At 69.5% G+C, this 16,023-nt stretch carries 13 protein-coding genes and 6 pseudogenes; 5 read left to right on the forward strand and 14 right to left on the reverse strand.

Annotated elements, in window-relative coordinates; translation table 11 throughout:
- Nucleotides 1-101: 101 nt before the first annotated feature.
- From G7085_RS29560 to G7085_RS24455, 6 genes and pseudogenes are all read right to left on the reverse strand, one after another.
- The gene (locus G7085_RS29560; protein WP_197510228.1) at nucleotides 102-920 is read right to left on the reverse strand and encodes a glycoside hydrolase family 76 protein; all 819 of its coding nucleotides are present in this window, start codon (nucleotides 918-920) and stop codon (nucleotides 102-104) included.
- 187 nt (nucleotides 921-1,107) lie between these two features.
- Nucleotides 1,108-2,432, reverse strand: a pseudogene (locus tag G7085_RS34235) (M20/M25/M40 family metallo-hydrolase).
- 31 nt (nucleotides 2,433-2,463) lie between these two features.
- Complete coding sequence (locus tag G7085_RS29565) at nucleotides 2,464-2,808, reverse strand: sugar transferase (RefSeq protein ID WP_269451784.1); 345 nt, start codon at nucleotides 2,806-2,808, stop codon at nucleotides 2,464-2,466.
- Nucleotides 2,809-2,971: 163 nt separating this feature from the next.
- Nucleotides 2,972-3,091: pseudogene (locus G7085_RS32125) on the reverse strand (hypothetical protein); the annotation flags it as partial.
- Entirely contained in the window at nucleotides 3,064-3,303 is a 240-nt protein-coding gene (locus G7085_RS24450; protein WP_231979265.1) for a nucleoside-diphosphate sugar epimerase/dehydratase, read from the reverse strand. The gene G7085_RS24450 and the pseudogene G7085_RS32125, both read right to left, overlap by 28 nt.
- Nucleotides 3,304-3,340: 37 nt before the next feature.
- Complete coding sequence (locus G7085_RS24455) at nucleotides 3,341-3,910, reverse strand: hypothetical protein (protein ID WP_231979266.1); 570 nt, start codon at nucleotides 3,908-3,910, stop codon at nucleotides 3,341-3,343.
- A gap of 706 nt (nucleotides 3,911-4,616) precedes the next feature.
- Here G7085_RS24455 and G7085_RS34240 point away from each other — a divergent pair.
- Nucleotides 4,617-4,988, forward strand: coding sequence for an FIG domain-containing protein (locus G7085_RS34240; RefSeq protein WP_231979267.1), 372 nt, complete (start codon nucleotides 4,617-4,619; stop codon nucleotides 4,986-4,988).
- Nucleotides 4,919-5,212 (forward strand): inositol monophosphatase family protein, encoded by a 294-nt coding sequence (locus G7085_RS24465; protein ID WP_269452042.1) that lies wholly within the window; start codon nucleotides 4,919-4,921, stop codon nucleotides 5,210-5,212. Before G7085_RS34240 ends, G7085_RS24465 begins: the two co-directional genes overlap by 70 nt.
- A gap of 27 nt (nucleotides 5,213-5,239) precedes the next feature.
- On the opposite strand, the pseudogene purL reads toward G7085_RS24465, so the two are convergent.
- A pseudogene (gene purL, locus G7085_RS05665) lies at nucleotides 5,240-7,493 on the reverse strand (phosphoribosylformylglycinamidine synthase subunit PurL).
- A 340-nt stretch (nucleotides 7,494-7,833) separates the two neighbouring features.
- Here purL and G7085_RS05670 point away from each other — a divergent pair.
- The 3 genes and pseudogenes from G7085_RS05670 to G7085_RS05680 all read left to right on the forward strand — a co-directional run bounded on the left by G7085_RS05670 (nucleotide 7,834) and on the right by G7085_RS05680 (nucleotide 11,237).
- Nucleotides 7,834-8,448 carry a hypothetical protein gene (locus G7085_RS05670; protein ID WP_197510229.1) on the forward strand — a complete coding sequence of 205 codons (615 nt, stop codon included), beginning with the start codon at nucleotides 7,834-7,836 and terminating at the stop codon, nucleotides 8,446-8,448.
- Nucleotides 8,381-10,381: pseudogene (locus tag G7085_RS34245) on the forward strand (S8 family serine peptidase); the annotation flags it as partial. The gene G7085_RS05670 and the pseudogene G7085_RS34245, both read left to right, overlap by 68 nt.
- 79 nt (nucleotides 10,382-10,460) lie before the next feature.
- Entirely contained in the window at nucleotides 10,461-11,237 is a 777-nt protein-coding gene (locus G7085_RS05680; protein WP_197510231.1) for an HAD-IIA family hydrolase, read from the forward strand.
- Between the two features lie 7 nt (nucleotides 11,238-11,244).
- Here G7085_RS05680 and G7085_RS34250 read toward each other — a convergent pair whose 3' ends face one another.
- The 7 genes and pseudogenes from G7085_RS34250 to purS form a co-directional block, all read right to left on the reverse strand.
- Complete coding sequence (locus G7085_RS34250) at nucleotides 11,245-11,946, reverse strand: ERAP1-like C-terminal domain-containing protein (RefSeq protein ID WP_408647179.1); 702 nt, start codon at nucleotides 11,944-11,946, stop codon at nucleotides 11,245-11,247.
- Nucleotides 11,880-13,727: pseudogene (pepN, locus tag G7085_RS05690) on the reverse strand (aminopeptidase N); the annotation flags it as partial. The pseudogene pepN and the gene G7085_RS34250, both read right to left, overlap by 67 nt.
- Before the next feature lie 196 nt (nucleotides 13,728-13,923).
- Complete coding sequence (locus G7085_RS36215) at nucleotides 13,924-14,055, reverse strand: sunset domain-containing protein (protein WP_456300410.1); 132 nt, start codon at nucleotides 14,053-14,055, stop codon at nucleotides 13,924-13,926.
- A 118-nt stretch (nucleotides 14,056-14,173) separates the two neighbouring features.
- The gene (locus tag G7085_RS05695; RefSeq protein ID WP_197510233.1) at nucleotides 14,174-14,377 is read right to left on the reverse strand and encodes a hypothetical protein; all 204 of its coding nucleotides are present in this window, start codon (nucleotides 14,375-14,377) and stop codon (nucleotides 14,174-14,176) included.
- Between the two features lie 93 nt (nucleotides 14,378-14,470).
- Nucleotides 14,471-14,725: a hypothetical protein gene (locus G7085_RS05700; protein ID WP_197510234.1), complete on the reverse strand. Its 255-nt coding sequence runs from the start codon at nucleotides 14,723-14,725 to the stop codon at nucleotides 14,471-14,473.
- 312 nt (nucleotides 14,726-15,037) lie between these two features.
- A pseudogene (gene purQ, locus G7085_RS05705) lies at nucleotides 15,038-15,703 on the reverse strand (phosphoribosylformylglycinamidine synthase subunit PurQ).
- Complete coding sequence (gene purS / locus G7085_RS05710; protein ID WP_197510235.1) at nucleotides 15,703-15,942, reverse strand: phosphoribosylformylglycinamidine synthase subunit PurS; 240 nt, start codon at nucleotides 15,940-15,942, stop codon at nucleotides 15,703-15,705. The pseudogene purQ and the gene purS overlap by 1 nt, the downstream one beginning before the upstream one ends.
- Nucleotides 15,943-16,023: the final 81 nt, after the last annotated feature.

Raw genomic sequence — 16,023 nt, forward strand, 5'->3', positions numbered from 1 at the left:
TGGTTCGCACCTGATGCGATTCCCGCCGACTGCCTGCCCTGGCTGCCCTTCGCGCTCGGCCTGCACCTGCGCGACCACGTGATGTGGGCGGAGACGCTCGGTCAGCCGGTGCCGCGCGCGACGCAGGCCGCCGCCTCCAGCGCCATCCAGGCCTGAAGCTGGGTCGACAACTCGACCGTCCAACGGTGCTCATGCACACCGAGCGTGGTGTCCTGTGGGAAGACCGTCACGGATCTCCCCTGACGGAGGCGTCGCTCCCTACCTCGCCAGAGGTTGTCCGCGGTCGCGGTGACGAGCTCTCCAGCGGTCGAGCGTGCCTTCCCCGACAGTCGGCGGTCGGTGGCCGCGAGCGCGAGGTAGCGCGTCAGGATGCCGGTGAACAACCCGCCGTCGCCTCCGCGGTGTGTGATGAGCACGCGGGACTCCCCGTGGGTTAGGCGCCGCGCGACGACGGCGACGTGCCGCTCCGCGGCCTCCAGGTTGGCGTCGTCGCCCAACTCGAGCATGGTGCCGAGGGCAGGGCCCTGGTTGTACGTGAAGACCCACCCGTTGACCTCCGGTACCCCGTCCACGAGCCTGATGCCATCGCGGAACAGGCCGTCTTCGTCCGCGAGCACCGTGCGCAACCAGCCCAGAAGCCGGGCCGCCGTGAGGTCATCGCCCTCGCGCGCCAGGAACAGCGAGATCGGGCCGGTGGCAGCGGTGGCCTTGTACCTGCGGTCGGTGCGCCAGAACGAGCCGCCGCCGAAATCGTCGGTGATGCCCCGCTCCAGCACGCGACGCAGCCGCACGCGCCCCGATCCGGCCCGCTGTGCCGCGAGCGACAGCCATGCCATGTCGTCGAAGTAGCGGTTGCGGAACCGGAAGCCGTTGCAGACGTAGATGCCCGCGAGTTGGCGCCGGATGAGCCGATCGTCCACCAGCCGGGAGCCGCGCAGGCGCGCGTCAACGAGATTGTCGAGCAGGTGCGCCTGCCACCAGTAGATCCAGCGGCCGACCGGGCTGGCAGGCCGCCGGACCGCCCGAGCCGCAGGTACGGCACGGGAAGCGGTCGCTGGTGGAACGCCTCGAGGACGGATCGGGCAGCCTCGTCGGCGCGGGCCCCGATCACCGCGCCAGGTTGCGCAGCAGCAATGCCTCCGAGAGGGTCGCCTTGTGCAGGTCGGCGAGTTCGAGCGACTCGTCGATCCCGTGCATCCGGGAGGTGGGGTCGACCACCGCGGTGAGCAGGAACACGGCATCCGGGTTCAGTTCGGCGAACTCGGCCACGATGGGATGGAGCCACCCGTTCCGATCTGGACGGCCTCGACGCCGAAACCCTCACGCAGGGCGGCAAGCGCCGCCGTGGCACGGTCACCGCTGAGATCGATCCGGGTGCCCGCGCCGCCCTGCCCGGCCTCGACCTCCACCCTGGCACCCCAGGGGGCGTTGCTGAGCAGGTGCTCGCGGAGCGCGGCGGACGCGTTCTCGGCGGTGTCGCCGGGTGCGATGCGGACGCTCACCTTGGCGCGGGCGGTCGCGATGAGGGTGTTCGAGGCGTCCCGCACCGGCGTGGCGTCGATGGCAAGCACGGAGGCGGACGGCTTGGTCCACATCCGCGCAGATGCCATGCCGTCGCCGATCCACTCGACGCCCTCCAGGATGCCGGTCTCCTCGCGGAGGCGCTCCTCGTCGTACTCGACGTCCGGATCGGGCGCGCTCACGAGCCCTTGATGGCGACGTTGCCGCGGTCGTCGTGCAGGGTGGCGAGTAGCCTCGACATGACGGTCAGCGCATCGGGGACGACACCTCCGAACTGGCCGGAGTGGAGGCCGGTCTCCAGCGTCGACACGGTCACGACGGCGTCGACGACACCGCGGAGCGTGGTGGTGAGGGCGGGCTCTCCGACCTTCCAGTTCACGGCGTCAGCGATCACGAAGACGTCGGCGACGAGCTCGCTGCCGTACCTCTCGAGGAGCTTGCCCATGCTCGGTGAGCCGATCTCCTCCTCACCCTCGATGAAGACCTTCACCCCGACCGGAGGCCTGCCTCCGAACGCGCGGAGCGCTCCGAGGTGCGCTGCGATGCCGCCCTTGTCATCGGCCGATCCGCGCGCCCACATCCGCCCGTCGCGGACATCGGAGGCGAACGCGGGTGAGGTCCACTGTCCGGGTCACCCGTGGGCTGCACGTCGTAGTGGGCGTAGAGCAGCACGGTCGGCTGACCCTCGGGTGCCGGGAAGTGGCCGAAGACGGCGGGGTTGCCCCGCCGGCCTCCAGCAGCGTCACCTCAGGGCATCCGGCGCCCTTCAGCAGCTCGACGACCAGGTCGGCGGCCGCGAGCACGTCGTCTGCGTGCTCGGGCTGCGACGAGATCGACCGGATGCTGATCAACCGCTTGAGGTCGGTGAGGACGGAGGGCATGACGTCATTGACTGCATCGTGGAGACTCATGTCCACCACACTATCCCCGCACCATCAGCTGTCAGTAGGCACCCCGCGAGCTCAGGACCGCGCGGGCCGTGCGCCCGATGATGACCACGTCCTGCATCATCGACCAGTTGTCCACGTAGTAGATGTCCAGTCGCACCGTCTCATCCCACGGCAGGTCGGAGCGACCCGAAACCTGCCACAGGCCGGTCAGGCCGGGACGCACGTCAAGCCTGCGCACCGCATCCCGGTCGTAGGCCGCGACTTCTCGCGGCAGCGCCGGCCGGGGCCCGACGAGGCTCATGTCGCCCCGCAGGACGTTCAGGAACTGTGGCAGTTCGTCGATGGAGAACCGGCGGATGAACTGGCCGACCTTCGTGATCCGCGGGTCGCGCGCCATCTTGAACAGCAGGCCGGCGCCCTCGTTCAGCCCTCGAGCGCGGCCTTGCGCGCCTCAGCATCCGGAACCATCGAGCGCATCTTGAAGCACTCGAACTCGCGGCCCAGCGCCCGACGCGGACCTGCTTGAAGAAGATCGGGCCGCCGTCTTCCAGCTTGATCGCGACCGCGGCGATCGCGACGATCGGCGCGCTGGCGATGATGAGCAGGAACGACCCGACGATGTCGAACAGCCGCTTGTTCCACTTGGAGGCCTTCACCGCCTGCGGGCGGGCGACGTGCACCAGCGGAAGCCCCCGACCGGCCGCGTGATCAACCTCCCCGCGGAGATGTCACTGAGGGCGGGCACCACGATCATCTGCGTCGAGTGGCGTTCGAGTTCCCACGCGATCCGACGGAAGTGCTGGCCGTCCGGGAACGATCCCTCCGCGAAGATGACGGCCTGGAACGGCGTCTCCCGGGCGAGGGTCGCAACGTCATCGACTCCCCCGAGCACGGGCAGCCCCTCCGGGTCTCACGAACGTCCGCGTTCGTCAGCGCGCCGACGACGCGGTAGCCGAGCCACTTCTCGCGCCGCAGCACGCGGGCGATCGAGTCGATGTGCCTGGGTGACCCGCGACGATGACCTGGGAGCTGACGACACCCAGCTCACGGAGCTTCGAGAACGTCCTGCGGCGGGCGAACCGCAGCAGGAGCAGCATCGGGATACCGAGCCCGAAGCTCACGAGGAAGAAGGCCCTGGACAGCGGCACGTCCAGGAGATAGCAGCCGATGCCGACGGCGCCGGCCAGGCTGAGCGACGCCGAAGCGACGCGACGGTACTCGTCGTAACCCGTCTGCAGGTGCGGCAGCGAGTAGGCCCCAGCCAATGCCAGGAACACCAACCAGGCAAGCGGGATCGTGGCGAACACCCATCCCGGCAGGGTCGCGCTCTGCGATCGCGCCGCGACCACCACCGAGGTCGACACGACGAGCGCAACCATGAGCAGGTCGGTCAGGGCGATCAAGGTGCGCTGCCGCGCAGGGTTTCCCTGCACGAGTTCCGCGAGCGCCACCTCAAACCGTCGGTGTGGCGCTCCTACTGCAATGTCCGTTGCGGTCATGGCAACGTCCTCCCCTGGCGAGCTGCCATGGGACCCCCAGCCTCACGCGCCTCCGCCGTTCGCCACATCCTGACATCTGGGGGATCAGCCACCAGAGATCGGTGCGATCGACAACATCCTCTCCGGCGTGTCGGATCCTCCGAGGGGTCTTCCTGCCTGCTGCGTCACCGCCCGGCACGGCGCCCCGACCGGAAGTTTCCGGGCCTTGCCCTCGGCAGCGCTCGGGCGCATACTTGGCCTCACCTTTCAGCACTGCATCACGAACGGGGAACCTGATGCGTAGGGCGCGGGTGGTTGTCGAGTCATCGATGACTCCGCTGCGCCGCTGGGGCCTGCACCACCACGCGCCCGCGACCGCGCGGCGGGTCGGTGCCAACCATCCATCCCCTACCCATGATCGGCCCGCGCTCTGTTCCTGTACCAGGACCCTTCCGGACAGGGCGCGGGCCCTCCAACACCACCGATGACCCGGGTTGTGCTCACCACCACACCGACCGCGGGTGATGCCGAGTCACGGGCACCGGACAAGGAGGGCTGACGATGTCGCTGCAGGGGGACCACGATCTGGCCGCCTCACTTGCCGACGGCGCAGGAAGGCTGCTCGTCGGCCTGCGTCGGACCTCCCGGACGCCGTTGCCTCCGGTGCTGAGGAGTCGAGGGCATATCTGGTGCGGAGGCTCGGCGAGGAGCGCCCGGCGACGCGGTCTTGAGTGAAGAGTCCGAGGATGACCGCGCGCGGCTTGCCGCAGACCGGGTGTGGATCGTTGCCCCGCTCGACGGGACCCGCGAGTACGGAGAGCACGAGACCGACCATGCGTGGCGCACTGACTTCGCGGTACAGGTTGCGCTCTGGAGTCGTGCGGGAGGGTTGACCGCCGCGGCGGTCGCGCTGCCTGGACGCCACCTCCTGTACCGCTCCGACACAGTGACCACACCACCCCGGTCCCACCGCCGCGGCGCGCTGCGGATCGCCGTCAGCCGCTCGCGGCCCCGGCCCTCGTCACGTCGCTGTCCGAGGAGCTTCCGCTCGAGGTGGTTCCGATGGGATCGACAGGGGCCAAGGCGATGGCAGTGCTGACCGGCGAGGTCGACATCTATCTGCACGCCGGCGGCCTGTACGAGTGGCACTCGGCCGCCGCCGTCACCGTCGCACGGGCCGGTGGGCTGCACACCAGCCGGATCGACGGGTCGAAGCTGACCTACAACCGTGAGTCGTCGTGGCTGCCCGATCTGCTGATCTGCCGTCGCGAGTTGGCGGCCACCCTGCTCGGACAACTGCACCGGCTGGAGGAGTCCCACTGACCCGATCGCGGAAGCGGCCGGCCCGGATCAGGCCAGGGCGTCCGGAAGGGGCGCGTGCCAGGTGGAGTGCGCCTCGTCCAGCGCAACGCTCAGCAAACCGACGAACTCGAGTTCCTCGTCACCGGTGACCTCGCCGATCCGGGCGGCGGGCACGCCCCGTTCGGCGCACAACGCCTCGAACGCGGCGACCGAGGAACCGGGGAGCGACACGACCGCCCGCGCGGCCGACTCGGAGAAGAGGGCCACCGTCGGGTCGTCGCCCGGCAGGGTGACGGCGAAGCCGACACCGTTGCGGAAGGCCGACTCGGCCAGCGCCACGGCGAGGCCACCCTCACTGACGTCGTGTGCCGAGGTGAGCAGCCCCTGGCGGGCGCTCTCGACCATCACGCCCGCGAGTGCCTTCTCGGCGGCCAGGTCGACCTTCGGCGGCATGCCACCGAGATGCCCGTCGGCTGTGGCGGCCTCCCAGATCGATCCGGAGAGCTCCTCGCGGGTCTCACCGAGCAGGTAGATCGCGTCGCCCGCATGCGTGAAGCCGCTGCGGATGCGGGTGGCGACGTCGTCGATCACGCCGAGCACACCGACCGTCGGGGTCGGCAGGATCGGGGTGGACGCCGTCTGGTTGTAGAGGGAGACGTTGCCGCCCGTGACGGGAACGCCGAGCTCGCGGCAACCGTCGACGAGACCGATGACCGCCTCCGAGAACTGCCACATCACCTCGGGATCCTCCGGCGAGCCGAAGTTGAGGCAGTCGGTGATCGCGACCGGCTCCGCGCCGGTGACGGCCACGTTGCGGTAGGACTCGGCCAGTGACAGCTGCGCGCCGAGGTACGGGTTGAGGTAGGAGAAGCGCGAGTTGGCGTCGAGCGACAGGGCGATACCGAGCCCGGTCTCCTCGTCGATGCGCAGCATGCCGGAATCCTCCGGCTGCGCGAGCACCGAGTTGCCGCGCACGTAGCGGTCGTACTGCTGCGTGACCCACGTCTTGTCCGCCACGTTCGGGTGGGACAGGACGGCGGTCAGTGCGGCGCGGAGCCCATCGGCGGAGTTGTCCCTGGGCAGGGCCTCAGCCGGATCGGCGTTGACGTCGTCGAGCCAGGCGGGCGGTGGTAGGGACGGTTGTAGACGGGGCCTTCATGCGCGACCGTCTTCGGGTCGACGTCGACGATGGTCTCGCCGTGCCACTGGATGATCAGGCGGTCGCCCTCGATGACCTCGCCGACCACGGTGGCCAGCACGTCCCACTTGGCGCAGATCTCCATGAAACGCTCGACGTTGGCGGGCTCGACGACCGCCATCATGCGCTCCTGCGACTCGCTCATCAGGATCTCTTCGGGCGCGAGGTTCGGGTCGCGCAGCGGCACGAGGTCGAGGTTGACGAACATGCCACCGTCACCGGCGGAGGCCAACTCCGAGGTGGCGCAGGAGATGCCCGCCGCGCCGAAGTCCTGGATCCCGTTGACGATGCCCGCGCGGAACAGTTCGAGGGTGCACTCGATGAGCAGCTTCTCCATGAAGGGGTCACCCACCTGGACGCTGGGCCGCTTGGCGGGCCGGTCTCGTCGAAGGTCTCGGAGGCGAGGATGGAGGCGCCGCCGATGCCGTCGCCGCCGGTGGCCGCGCCGAAGAGGATCACCTGGTTGCCGACTCCGGAGGCGTGCGCGAGGTGGAGGTCCTCGTGGCGAAGGACGCCGACGCAGAGCGCGTTGACGAGTGGGTTGCCGAGGTAGGAGGGATCGAACTGGACCTCGCCGCCGATATTGGGCAGACCGAGGCAGTTACCGTAGCCGCCGACGCCCGCGACCACGCCCGGCAGGACGCGGCGGGTGTCCGCCTCGTGCAGGGGGCCGAAGCGCAGCGAGTCCATCACACCGATCGGACGGGCACCCATCGCGAGGATGTCGCGCACGATGCCTCCGACGCCGGTCGCGGCGCCCTGGTACGGCTCGACGTAGGACGGGTGGTTGTGCGACTCCGCCTTGAACGTGACGGCGTAGCCCTGGCCGATGTCGACCACTCCCGCGTTCTCGCCGATGCCCGCGAGCAGGGGCCCGCGCGGGGTCTCCTGCGACAGCGCTCCGAACTTCTTCAGGTGCACCTTGGAGGACTTGTAGGAGCAGTGCTCCGACCACATCACGGAGTACATGGCGAGCTCGGCGGAGGTGGGTCGCCGGCCGAGGATCTCACGGATCCTGGCGTACTCGTCGTCCTTGACGCCTAGCGCCGCGTAGGGCTGCTCAAGCTCAGGGGTCTGGGTCGCGTGTTCAACGGTGTCTGCCACGGTGCCAAATCTACCGTCTACCACCCTTGGGACGATTCGCAGCCACTTCCGTTGCACCGCCACCCGATTCGGGTCACGTCGCCCATGTCATTTTCCGGGATCGGGCATCCGCGACCCACGCTGCTGGCAGAGTGCGCCCATGCGTGTCGACACCGCCGTCGCACCACCCGGGAGGAGCATCCATGTCACATCCACGCCACAGACGACCCATCCGAGCAATCGGGACGGGGCTGCTGGCCGCCGCGCTGTGCCTCGGCACCGTGGGCACCTCAGCCGCCGACACCACACTGCCGGATCCGATCGCACCCGGCCCATCCCTACGGCACCGTCAATCGACGACATGCTGGGGTCGATCGGGGACGGGGTCGTCACCAACCGCTGGCTCGTCGAGATCCAGGGCAGTCCCCGGATCAAGGGCGGCAGCAGCGACAAGGTGAAGAAGGCCCAGGACAAGGCCATCGCCGCGGCAAAGGCGGACGGAGCACGGCTCACCGTCAACCGCAGCTACAGCAGCACCTGGAACGGGGTGTCGGTCACCGCTGACCTCGCCAGCGCGAAGAAGTTGGCCAGGGCGGCCGGCGTCGCGGGGGTCTACCCCGTCATCACGGTCGCACGCCCCCAGGAGTCGTCGACCAGGCCGAACGTCAACACCGCCAGGGGTATGACCGGCGCCGACGTCGTCAACCAGGAACTCGGCTTCACCGGTAAGGGATCAAGGTCGGCGTCATCGACACCGGCATCGACTACAACCACCCCGACTTCGGGGCTCCGGCGTCAACGACCAGACGGCCGACTTCCCCGGCACCCGGGTCAGGTACGGCTGGGACTTCGTCGGGGACGCCTACAACGCCGACAGCGCCGACCCTGCCGAGAACACACCGAAGCCCGACCGGTGGCCGGACGACTGCCAGGGACACGGCTCGCACGTCGCGGGCATCGTGGGCGCAGACGGTGAGGTCACAGGCGTGGCCCCCGGCGTCGATCTCGGCGCCTACCGCGTCTTCGGCTGCGGCGAGCAGGCCAGCAGCGACAGCGAAGTGATCATGCAGGCCATGGAGCGCGCCTACGCCGACGGCATGGACGTGATCAACATGAGCCTCGGCGCCTCCTTCCAGACCTGGCCCAGCTACCCGACCGCCGTCATCGCCGACCGCCTCGTGGCGGCAGGCGTCACGATGGTCGTGTCCGCAGGCAACTCCGGCGCGGCCGGCCTCTTCTCGGGAGGCGCACCGGGCGTCGCGCACGACGTCATCACCGTCGGCTCGGTCGACAACGTCGCGTTCATGGCGTCCTACGTGACCAGTGCAGCAGGCGCCGAGTTCCCGTTCCTCGGCTCCGCGGGCGCCCCCGACCCGACCGGCGGCGTCACCATGAACCTGACTGCGGCCAATCCCGTGACGGCGTGTGCCCCGGCCACCATCCCGGCCGCCGCGGGCGCCAACCAGGCGCTGCTGATCAGCCGCGGCGACTGCTCCTTCCACGAGAAGACCCTGAACACACAGGCCGCCGGCTACTCGGCGGCGCTGATCTACAACAACGTCGACGGCGTCATCAACATGACCGTGGAGGGCGACACGCCCATCACGATTCCTGCGGTCAGCCTGCTGAAGGTCGACGGTGCCGCGCTCCTCAAGGAGATCGCGGCCGCCGGATCCACGACGATCACCTTCTCGGAGGCGCCGAAGCGGTTCGACAACCCGACCGGCGGCTACCAGTCCGACTTCAGTTCCTACGGCCTCGCCGCCGATCTCGACCTCAAGCCCGACGTGTCCGCCCCGGGCGGCAGCATCTACTCGACCTACCCGCTCGAGCGCGGCAGTTACACCACCTTGGGCGGCACGTCGATGTCGTCGCCGCACGTCGCCGGAGCGGCGGCCCTCCTGCTGGAGGCCGACCCATCCCTGACACCCTTCGAGGTCCGCACCGCGCTGACCAACACGGCCAACCAGATCGGCTTCAGCCTCGCGCCCGGCACACCGTACCTCGAGCCCGTCTTCCGGCAGGGCGGCGGCCTCATCGACATCCCGCAGGCCATCACCTCGAAGACGTCGGTGTCGCCGCAGAAGATCTCGCTCGGCGAGGGCGAGGCCGGACCTGTCACCACCACCCTGACCGTCACCAACACCTCGGATCGGCCGGTCACCTACGCCATCGGCGCACGGCACGGGATCGCGACCTACGGCCCCGCCTCGGACGAGTTCGACTTCTACACCGTCAAGGCCGATGTCCGGGTCTCGGCGACCGAGGTCACGGTCCCCGCGCACGGCACCGCGAAGGTCGCCGTGCAGATCGGCGAGGACTTCGGAGTGGACGGCGCCCTGTACGGCGGCTGGATCACCCTGAAGTCCGCAGACGACGAGCTCACCGTCCCCTTCGCGGGGCTCTCCGGCGACTACCAGGCCCTGACTGCGCTGCAGTTCGCGGCCATGACCTTCGCCGAGGATGGGGAGCTCTTCCTCGCCGACGACTTCCAGGAGTACTCGATGGTGGGTGAGGACCTCCCGTACCTGGCGTTCTTCCTCTCCTACCCCGTCTCGGAGCTGTACGTCGACGTCTACAAGGCCAACCCCGACGGCTCGAAGGGTGCACGGGTGCACAGCAACTTCGTGAACTACGCCACCGAACTCGACATGGGGCGCACGGAGGGACTCGTCACCCTCGCCTGGGACGGCACCTTCCAAGGCAACAACGGCGGCAACGGCAAGCTGCGCCGGGTCGCCGACGGCGACTACATCCTCGAGGCCCGCGTCCTGAAGGCGCTCGGCGATGCGTCGAACCCGGCCCACTGGGAGACCTGGACCGGTAGCCCGATCACGATCAGCTACGGCGAGGGCGCCGCCACCAGCACCGGTAACGGCCCGGCGCCCAAGCCGAAGGGCAAGGGCTGATCCACACCCGGATGCGGAGGGAGGCCCCCACAATCCGGGTGGGGCCTCCCTCTGAACCGGATGCTCTACGGTGAAGGCCATGCGAACCCGAAGCGACATCAGGTGCTGGCTCACCGACATGGACGGCGTCCTCGTCCACGACTCCCGGCCGCTGCCGGGCGCCCCTGAACTGATCGACCAGTGGACGCGCGACGAGACGCCGTTCCTGGTGCTCACCAACAACTCGAGCTTCACCCCACGCGACCTCTCCGTGCGGCTGCGCGACTCCGGGCTGGACGTGCCGGAGGAGCGGATCTGGACCTCCGCCATGGCCACCGCGCAGTTCCTGGCCGAACAGAAGCCCGGCGGCTCCTGCTACGTGGTCGGCGAGGCCGGCCTGATCACCGCCCTGTACGAGAAGGGGATGATCATGACCGACCACACCCCCGACTTCGTCGTGGTCGGCGAGACCCGCACCTACTCGTTCGAGTCCATCACCACCGTGATCCGGCTGATCAACAGCGGGTCGCGCTTCATCGTCACCAATCCCGACGCGACCGGCCCTGCCCTCGACGGTGTCGTGCCCGCCACCGGGGCGGTGGCAGCTCTCATCACGAAGGCCACCGGCAAGGAGCCGTACGTCGTGGGCAAGCCGAACCCCATGATGTTCCGCTCGGCGCTGAACAAGATCGGCGCCCACTCCGAGACCACCGGCATGATCGGCGACCGGATGGACACCGACATCGTCGCGGGCATCGAGGCCGGCCTGCACACGGTGCTCGTGCTCACCGGCATCTCGACGCCCGAGACGGTCGAACAGTTCCCCTTCCGCCCGAACGAGACCCTGCAGGGCGTGTACGAGCTGCTCGAAGGCTGAGCCCGCGTCAGGCCCGCGCGGAGCGGGCCCGCACCGCGACCTCCGCCTCGTGCACGCCCTCCTTGACGAGTCGGCGCAGGGTGGCCGGTGCGGCCGGGTTGGCCGCCAGCCAGTCGGCGCCCGCCACGTGGTCGTCGTCGGGGAAGCCGCCGCGCACCAGCCGCATCGCGATCTCGATGGGGTGGTCGTGCCAGACGGAAAGCAGCGAGTCGAAGTACGGCTCCCGCCAGGGGGCCCGCAGGCCCGCCTGTCCCGCGGCGTTGAACCCGGCCAGCAGCGCGTCGACATTCTCGTTGGTCTCGCCCCCGGCCGTGTGCGCGCGGCGCCACGCCTCCGCTTTGACCTCCGCCGACGGCCGGGCAGCCCAGCAACGCAGCCGTGCCACCCTGCCCGCGGCGGTGTCGTCTGTGGCCAGCACCGCGTCGAGCTCGGCGTCGGTGGCGGTGCCCTGGGTGGAGAGGCTCTCCCAGGCGAGCCAGGTGAGATCGACGGAACCCTCCAACCCGGCCACCGCGCCGTCGGCAAGCAGCCACCGGACGTCCTCGGGCGCAAGGGCCGCGGCCCGCAGGTACGCCTTGGCCCAGAGCAGCTGAGCAGCCGACCCCTCCCCGCCGCGAGCAGGGCGGAGCGTGAGCCGTCGCGCCAGCGCGCGGCCAGCCCGGGCACGTCGGCCTCGGGCGTGTAGCGGCCCACCGCCGTCTGGGCCCAGGTGAGCACCGAGGCGAGCAGCCCACTTTGCGTCTCCCCCGCACGGAGCACCGCCTCGACGAAGTCGGCCGACGTCAGACGGCCGGCCCGCAGCTCGGTCCAGAGCGCCGTCCAGGCCACCGCGCGCGCGAGGGGCTCAAGCTCGCCGATGTGGTGGAGCAGCACGGCGGCCCCGTCGAGGGCGACGGCGGCGAAGGTCTGGTCGAGGTCGTTCACCAGCACGAGGTCGGGGGCAGGGGTGCCGGCGGGGACGTCGACCGCCGTGAGGTCTCCGACGATCAGCACGTCGAGGCGCTGCGACAGGGTGAGCCGCCCGTCTACGAGTCGGTAGAGACCGACGGTGGTCGCGTGCGGGCGCTCTGCTCCGTCCGGGTCGCTCCGTTCGATCGCGAGCTCCGCGACCGTGCCGTCGTCGTCGAGTACGAGGCGGGGACGCAGCGTGTCGTGGCCGGACGTCTCGAGCCAGGCACCGATCCAGCCGGAGAGGTCGCGCTCGGTCTCGGCGTCGAGGGCCTCGACGAAGTCGTTCAGGGAGGCCGCCCCGAAGGCGTGGGCGGCGAAGTAGCGGCGCGCGCCGGCGAGGAACGCGTCGAGGCCGACGTAGTGGACGAGCTGGGTCAGCGCCGACGAACCCTTGGAGTAGGTGATCCGGTCGAAGTTGGTCTTGGCCGCCTCAAGGTCGTCGATGCGGGCCACGATCGGGTGTGTGGTGGGCATCGAGTCGGCGAGGTACGCGCCGACCTTGCGGCCGGTGGCGAAGTTGACCCACCCCTCGTCGAAGCCGTTGGCCTCGACCGAGACGTGGCTGCCCATGAACTCGGCGAAGCTCTCCTTCAGCCACAGGTCTCCCCACCAGCGGCAGGTGACGAGATCGCCGAACCACATGTGGCTCATCTCGTGCACAAGGGTGTTCGCCCGGGCCTGCAGCTGCGCGGGGGTGGCGGGAGAGCGGAACAGGTACGCCTCGGTGAAGGTGACGAGGCCCGGGTTCTCCATGGCCCCGAGGTTGTACTCAGGAACGAAGATCTGGTCGTATTTCGCGCCCCACGGGTAGGACCCGAAGTTGGCGGTGAACCAGGCCATGGCTTCGGTGGTGAGGCGGAACAGCTCGTCCGCGTCGAGGTGGCGGGCGAGGCTCTGCCTGCAGAGCAGGCCGTACTCCATGCCGTCGACCGTGCGCGCCTCGCGGTGGTACGGGCCGGCACAGAGGCAGGTGATGTAGGTCGACAGGGTGCGGGTGGGCTCGAAGTCGACGCGCACCACGCCGTCGGCAACCACCGTGCGGAGGGCCTCGGGCTGGTTGGAGCCGAACCACCAGGCCTCGGGGCCTGTCATCGAGAACGTGAATGGCGCGCGCAGGTCGGGCTGCTCGAAGTTCGGGAACACGCGGCGCGCGTCGGCCGGCTCGTACTGGGTGTAGAGGTAGGTCTGGCCGTCGGCGGGGTCGACGAACCTGTGCAGCCCCTCGCCGGTGCGCGAGTAGATGGCGGTGGCCTCGACGCGCACCATCGCACGTCGGGCAGGCAGCCCGGTCAGCGCGATGCGGGCGCCGTCGAAGTTCACGTCCCGGGGCTCACCGTCGACGGTGACGCGCTGGACGGAGTCGCCGAGGAAGTCGAGCCACGTGTCACCCTCGGCGGTCAGCTCGATCTCGCAGACCACGGGATAGGTGGCCACATCCGGGTCAACGGCGTGGCGCACGTCGACGTCGACGCGGTACGAGTGGAGGGTGACCGCCGCGGCGCGGGCCGCGGTCTCGAGCTGGGTGAGGTTGGCTGACATGCCTCCATCCAACCACCAGGTGCGGTGGAGCGCCCACGGGGTCTGCGGGGTGTGCCCTCCCCGGCCGCTGCGACGGTGTGGCCGCCACCGGCCCCACCTCAATGGGATGCGGGTGGCTGGGAGCGGCTGGCGCTCTGCGTCGGGGGAAGGGGAAACCCGCCCGGGGTCGCTCCCGGGCGGGTCTGGTGCAGCTGGGTCAGACCTTGGCCTTGCGGTAGCCGGCCGCCTTGGCAGCGCTCTCCTTGGCGAAGCACTCCTCAGGCTTGGTCTTGCTGTAGTAGCGCTGGCCGGGCATGTGGTAGATGCCGGAGTTGGCGTTGCCCTTGATGGGGTAGCCCGCGGGGCAGTTGTACCCGAGCCCGGGACGCTGCTCGGCTTGCTCGGCGGCGTCGTCGGCTTCGGCTTCGGCTTCGACGCACCCGGCTTGCTGGCGGGGGTCAGCGGGATCAGGGCGCCGGGGGTCGGCACGTCGCTGCGCGGAGGGCGGCTGCCGGGATGCCGGTGACCGGAGGAATCGTGGAACTCGAGAAGCGGACCATCGAGTTGAACACCTCCATCTCCTTCTGCGTGACGACGCCGCCCTTCTCCGAGGCCACCGTGGCCTGGATGTAGTTGCGGCAGGCGCCGGTGCCGGTGTTGGGGTGTCGCACTCGGTGCGCCAGCTGCGGCCGTCGGCGGCGGTCCAGCTTCCGGTGTTGCCGAGCGGGTTGGTCGCCCAGTTCGCGCGGGGGATGCCAGGTAGCTCAGGTTGTTGAAGACCCAGTCGTTCTGCTTGTACCAGCGACCGCCCTTCTGGACGACCTTGGTGCCGTAGATGTCAGTCGTGCAGCGGACGACCGTGGTGGAGTAGGTGGTGCAGTCGGTCTTCCAGTACCGGTCGCTGACCAGGTGGACGCCCGGGGTGGCGTAGACGTCGGGGCCGCGTTCGCGACCCCGGTGGGGATGAGCCAGGAGGCGATCAGCGCGATGCCGACCGCCGCTACCCGGATGAGCTTCATTGGTGTTTACTCCCTTGTGAGGTGCCTTGCCGTTGGCCAGAGTGTGCCAGAGATCGCCGGCGACACGCTTGCCGGGCTGACGAGGCGCAATGCGTCAGGCGAAGCGCACCATGGTGTTGAACAGCCAGCGGGTCCCGGGTGCGCCCACCTCCCGCCTTCGGCGTAGCCACGATCACCCTCGCCTGTGTGCAGCTACGCCATCCGTTCCTGCCGGTCGGGGCCGTGTCACACTCGGTGCGCCCGACGACAATCGACAGCCACAGACGAGGACGCGTGCCCAGGGGCACGCGTCCTGACCGGTCTACCGGGAGTTCAGCGGGTGAGGAACCGCAGGGCGGACTCGAAGAACCGCAGCCCGTCGACCGTCGGCGCGGTCAGCGCCTCGACGTTGTGCTCGGGATGCGGCATCAGCCCGACGACGTTGCCGCGTTCGTTGGTGATGCCCGCGATGTCGTTGGCCGAGCCGTTCGGGTTGTCGAGGTAGCGGAACACGACCTGGTCGTTGTCCTCGAGCTTCTTCAGCGTCTCGGGGAGGCCTGGTAGTTCCCCTCCCGTTCTTCAGCGTGATGGTGATCTCGTCGCCCTTGGTGAAGGCGCACGTCCAGGTGGTGTCAACGGTCTCTACGCGCAGGCGCTCATCGCGGCAGATGAACTGCTGACCCGCGTTGCGGATCATGGCGCCCTCGAGGAGGTGGGCCTCGCAGAGCACCTGGAAGCCGTTGCAGATGCCGAGCACCGGCATGCCCTTCCTGGCCGCGTCGATCACGGTCGACATCACCGGGCTGAACCGGGCAATGGCCCCGCAGCGCAGGTAGTCACCGTAGGAGAAGCCGCCGGGCAGGATGATCGCGTCGACCCCGTCGACGGAGTCGGACCCGTGCCACAGAGCGACCGGCTCGGCACCGGCGATCCTGACGGCGCGCAGCGCATCCTGGTCGTCGAGCGACCCGGGAAGGTGACGACGCCGATGCGTGCCATCAGTCGGTCACCACTTCGTAGGACTCGATGACGGTGTTGGCGAACAGCGTGTCGGCCGCCTGACCGATCTGCTCGAGGACCTCGGGCGTCACGTCGCCCTCGACCTCGACCTCGAAGCGCTTGCCCTGGCGGACGGAGAGGCCCTGGAAGCCGAGGCGCTTGAGCGCGCCGGTGACGGCCTTACCCTGCGGGTCAAGGATCTCGGGCTTGGGCATGACGTTGACAACGACGCGTGGCATGGGGCCACTCTATCCGCGCAGGCGAGGAATCTCATCCATGAGCCCCCGCAACGGACACGGGTGGACCCGCGATTCGCCCCG

It is taken from the genome of Tessaracoccus coleopterorum, assembly GCF_011174705.1.
Classification (GTDB): Bacteria; Actinomycetota; Actinomycetes; order Propionibacteriales; family Propionibacteriaceae; genus Arachnia; species Arachnia coleopterorum.

What these genes read in the sequence shown, in the direction of transcription:
- purS (WP_197510235.1), bottom strand. Translation starts at nt 15,942, where the DNA reads ATGCCACGCGTCGTTGTCAACGTCATGCCCAAGCCCGAGATCCTTGAC.
- G7085_RS24455 (WP_231979266.1), bottom strand. Translation starts at nt 3,910, where the DNA reads ATGACCGCAACGGACATTGCAGTAGGAGCGCCACACCGACGGTTTGAG.
- G7085_RS05700 (WP_197510234.1), bottom strand. Translation starts at nt 14,725, where the DNA reads ATGAAGCTCATCCGGGTAGCGGCGGTCGGCATCGCGCTGATCGCCTCC.
- G7085_RS29565 (WP_269451784.1), bottom strand. Translation starts at nt 2,808, where the DNA reads ATGGCGCGCGACCCGCGGATCACGAAGGTCGGCCAGTTCATCCGCCGG.
- G7085_RS05680 (WP_197510231.1), top strand. Translation starts at nt 10,461, where the DNA reads ATGCGAACCCGAAGCGACATCAGGTGCTGGCTCACCGACATGGACGGC.
- G7085_RS05670 (WP_197510229.1), top strand. Translation starts at nt 7,834, where the DNA reads ATGCTGGGGTCGATCGGGGACGGGGTCGTCACCAACCGCTGGCTCGTC.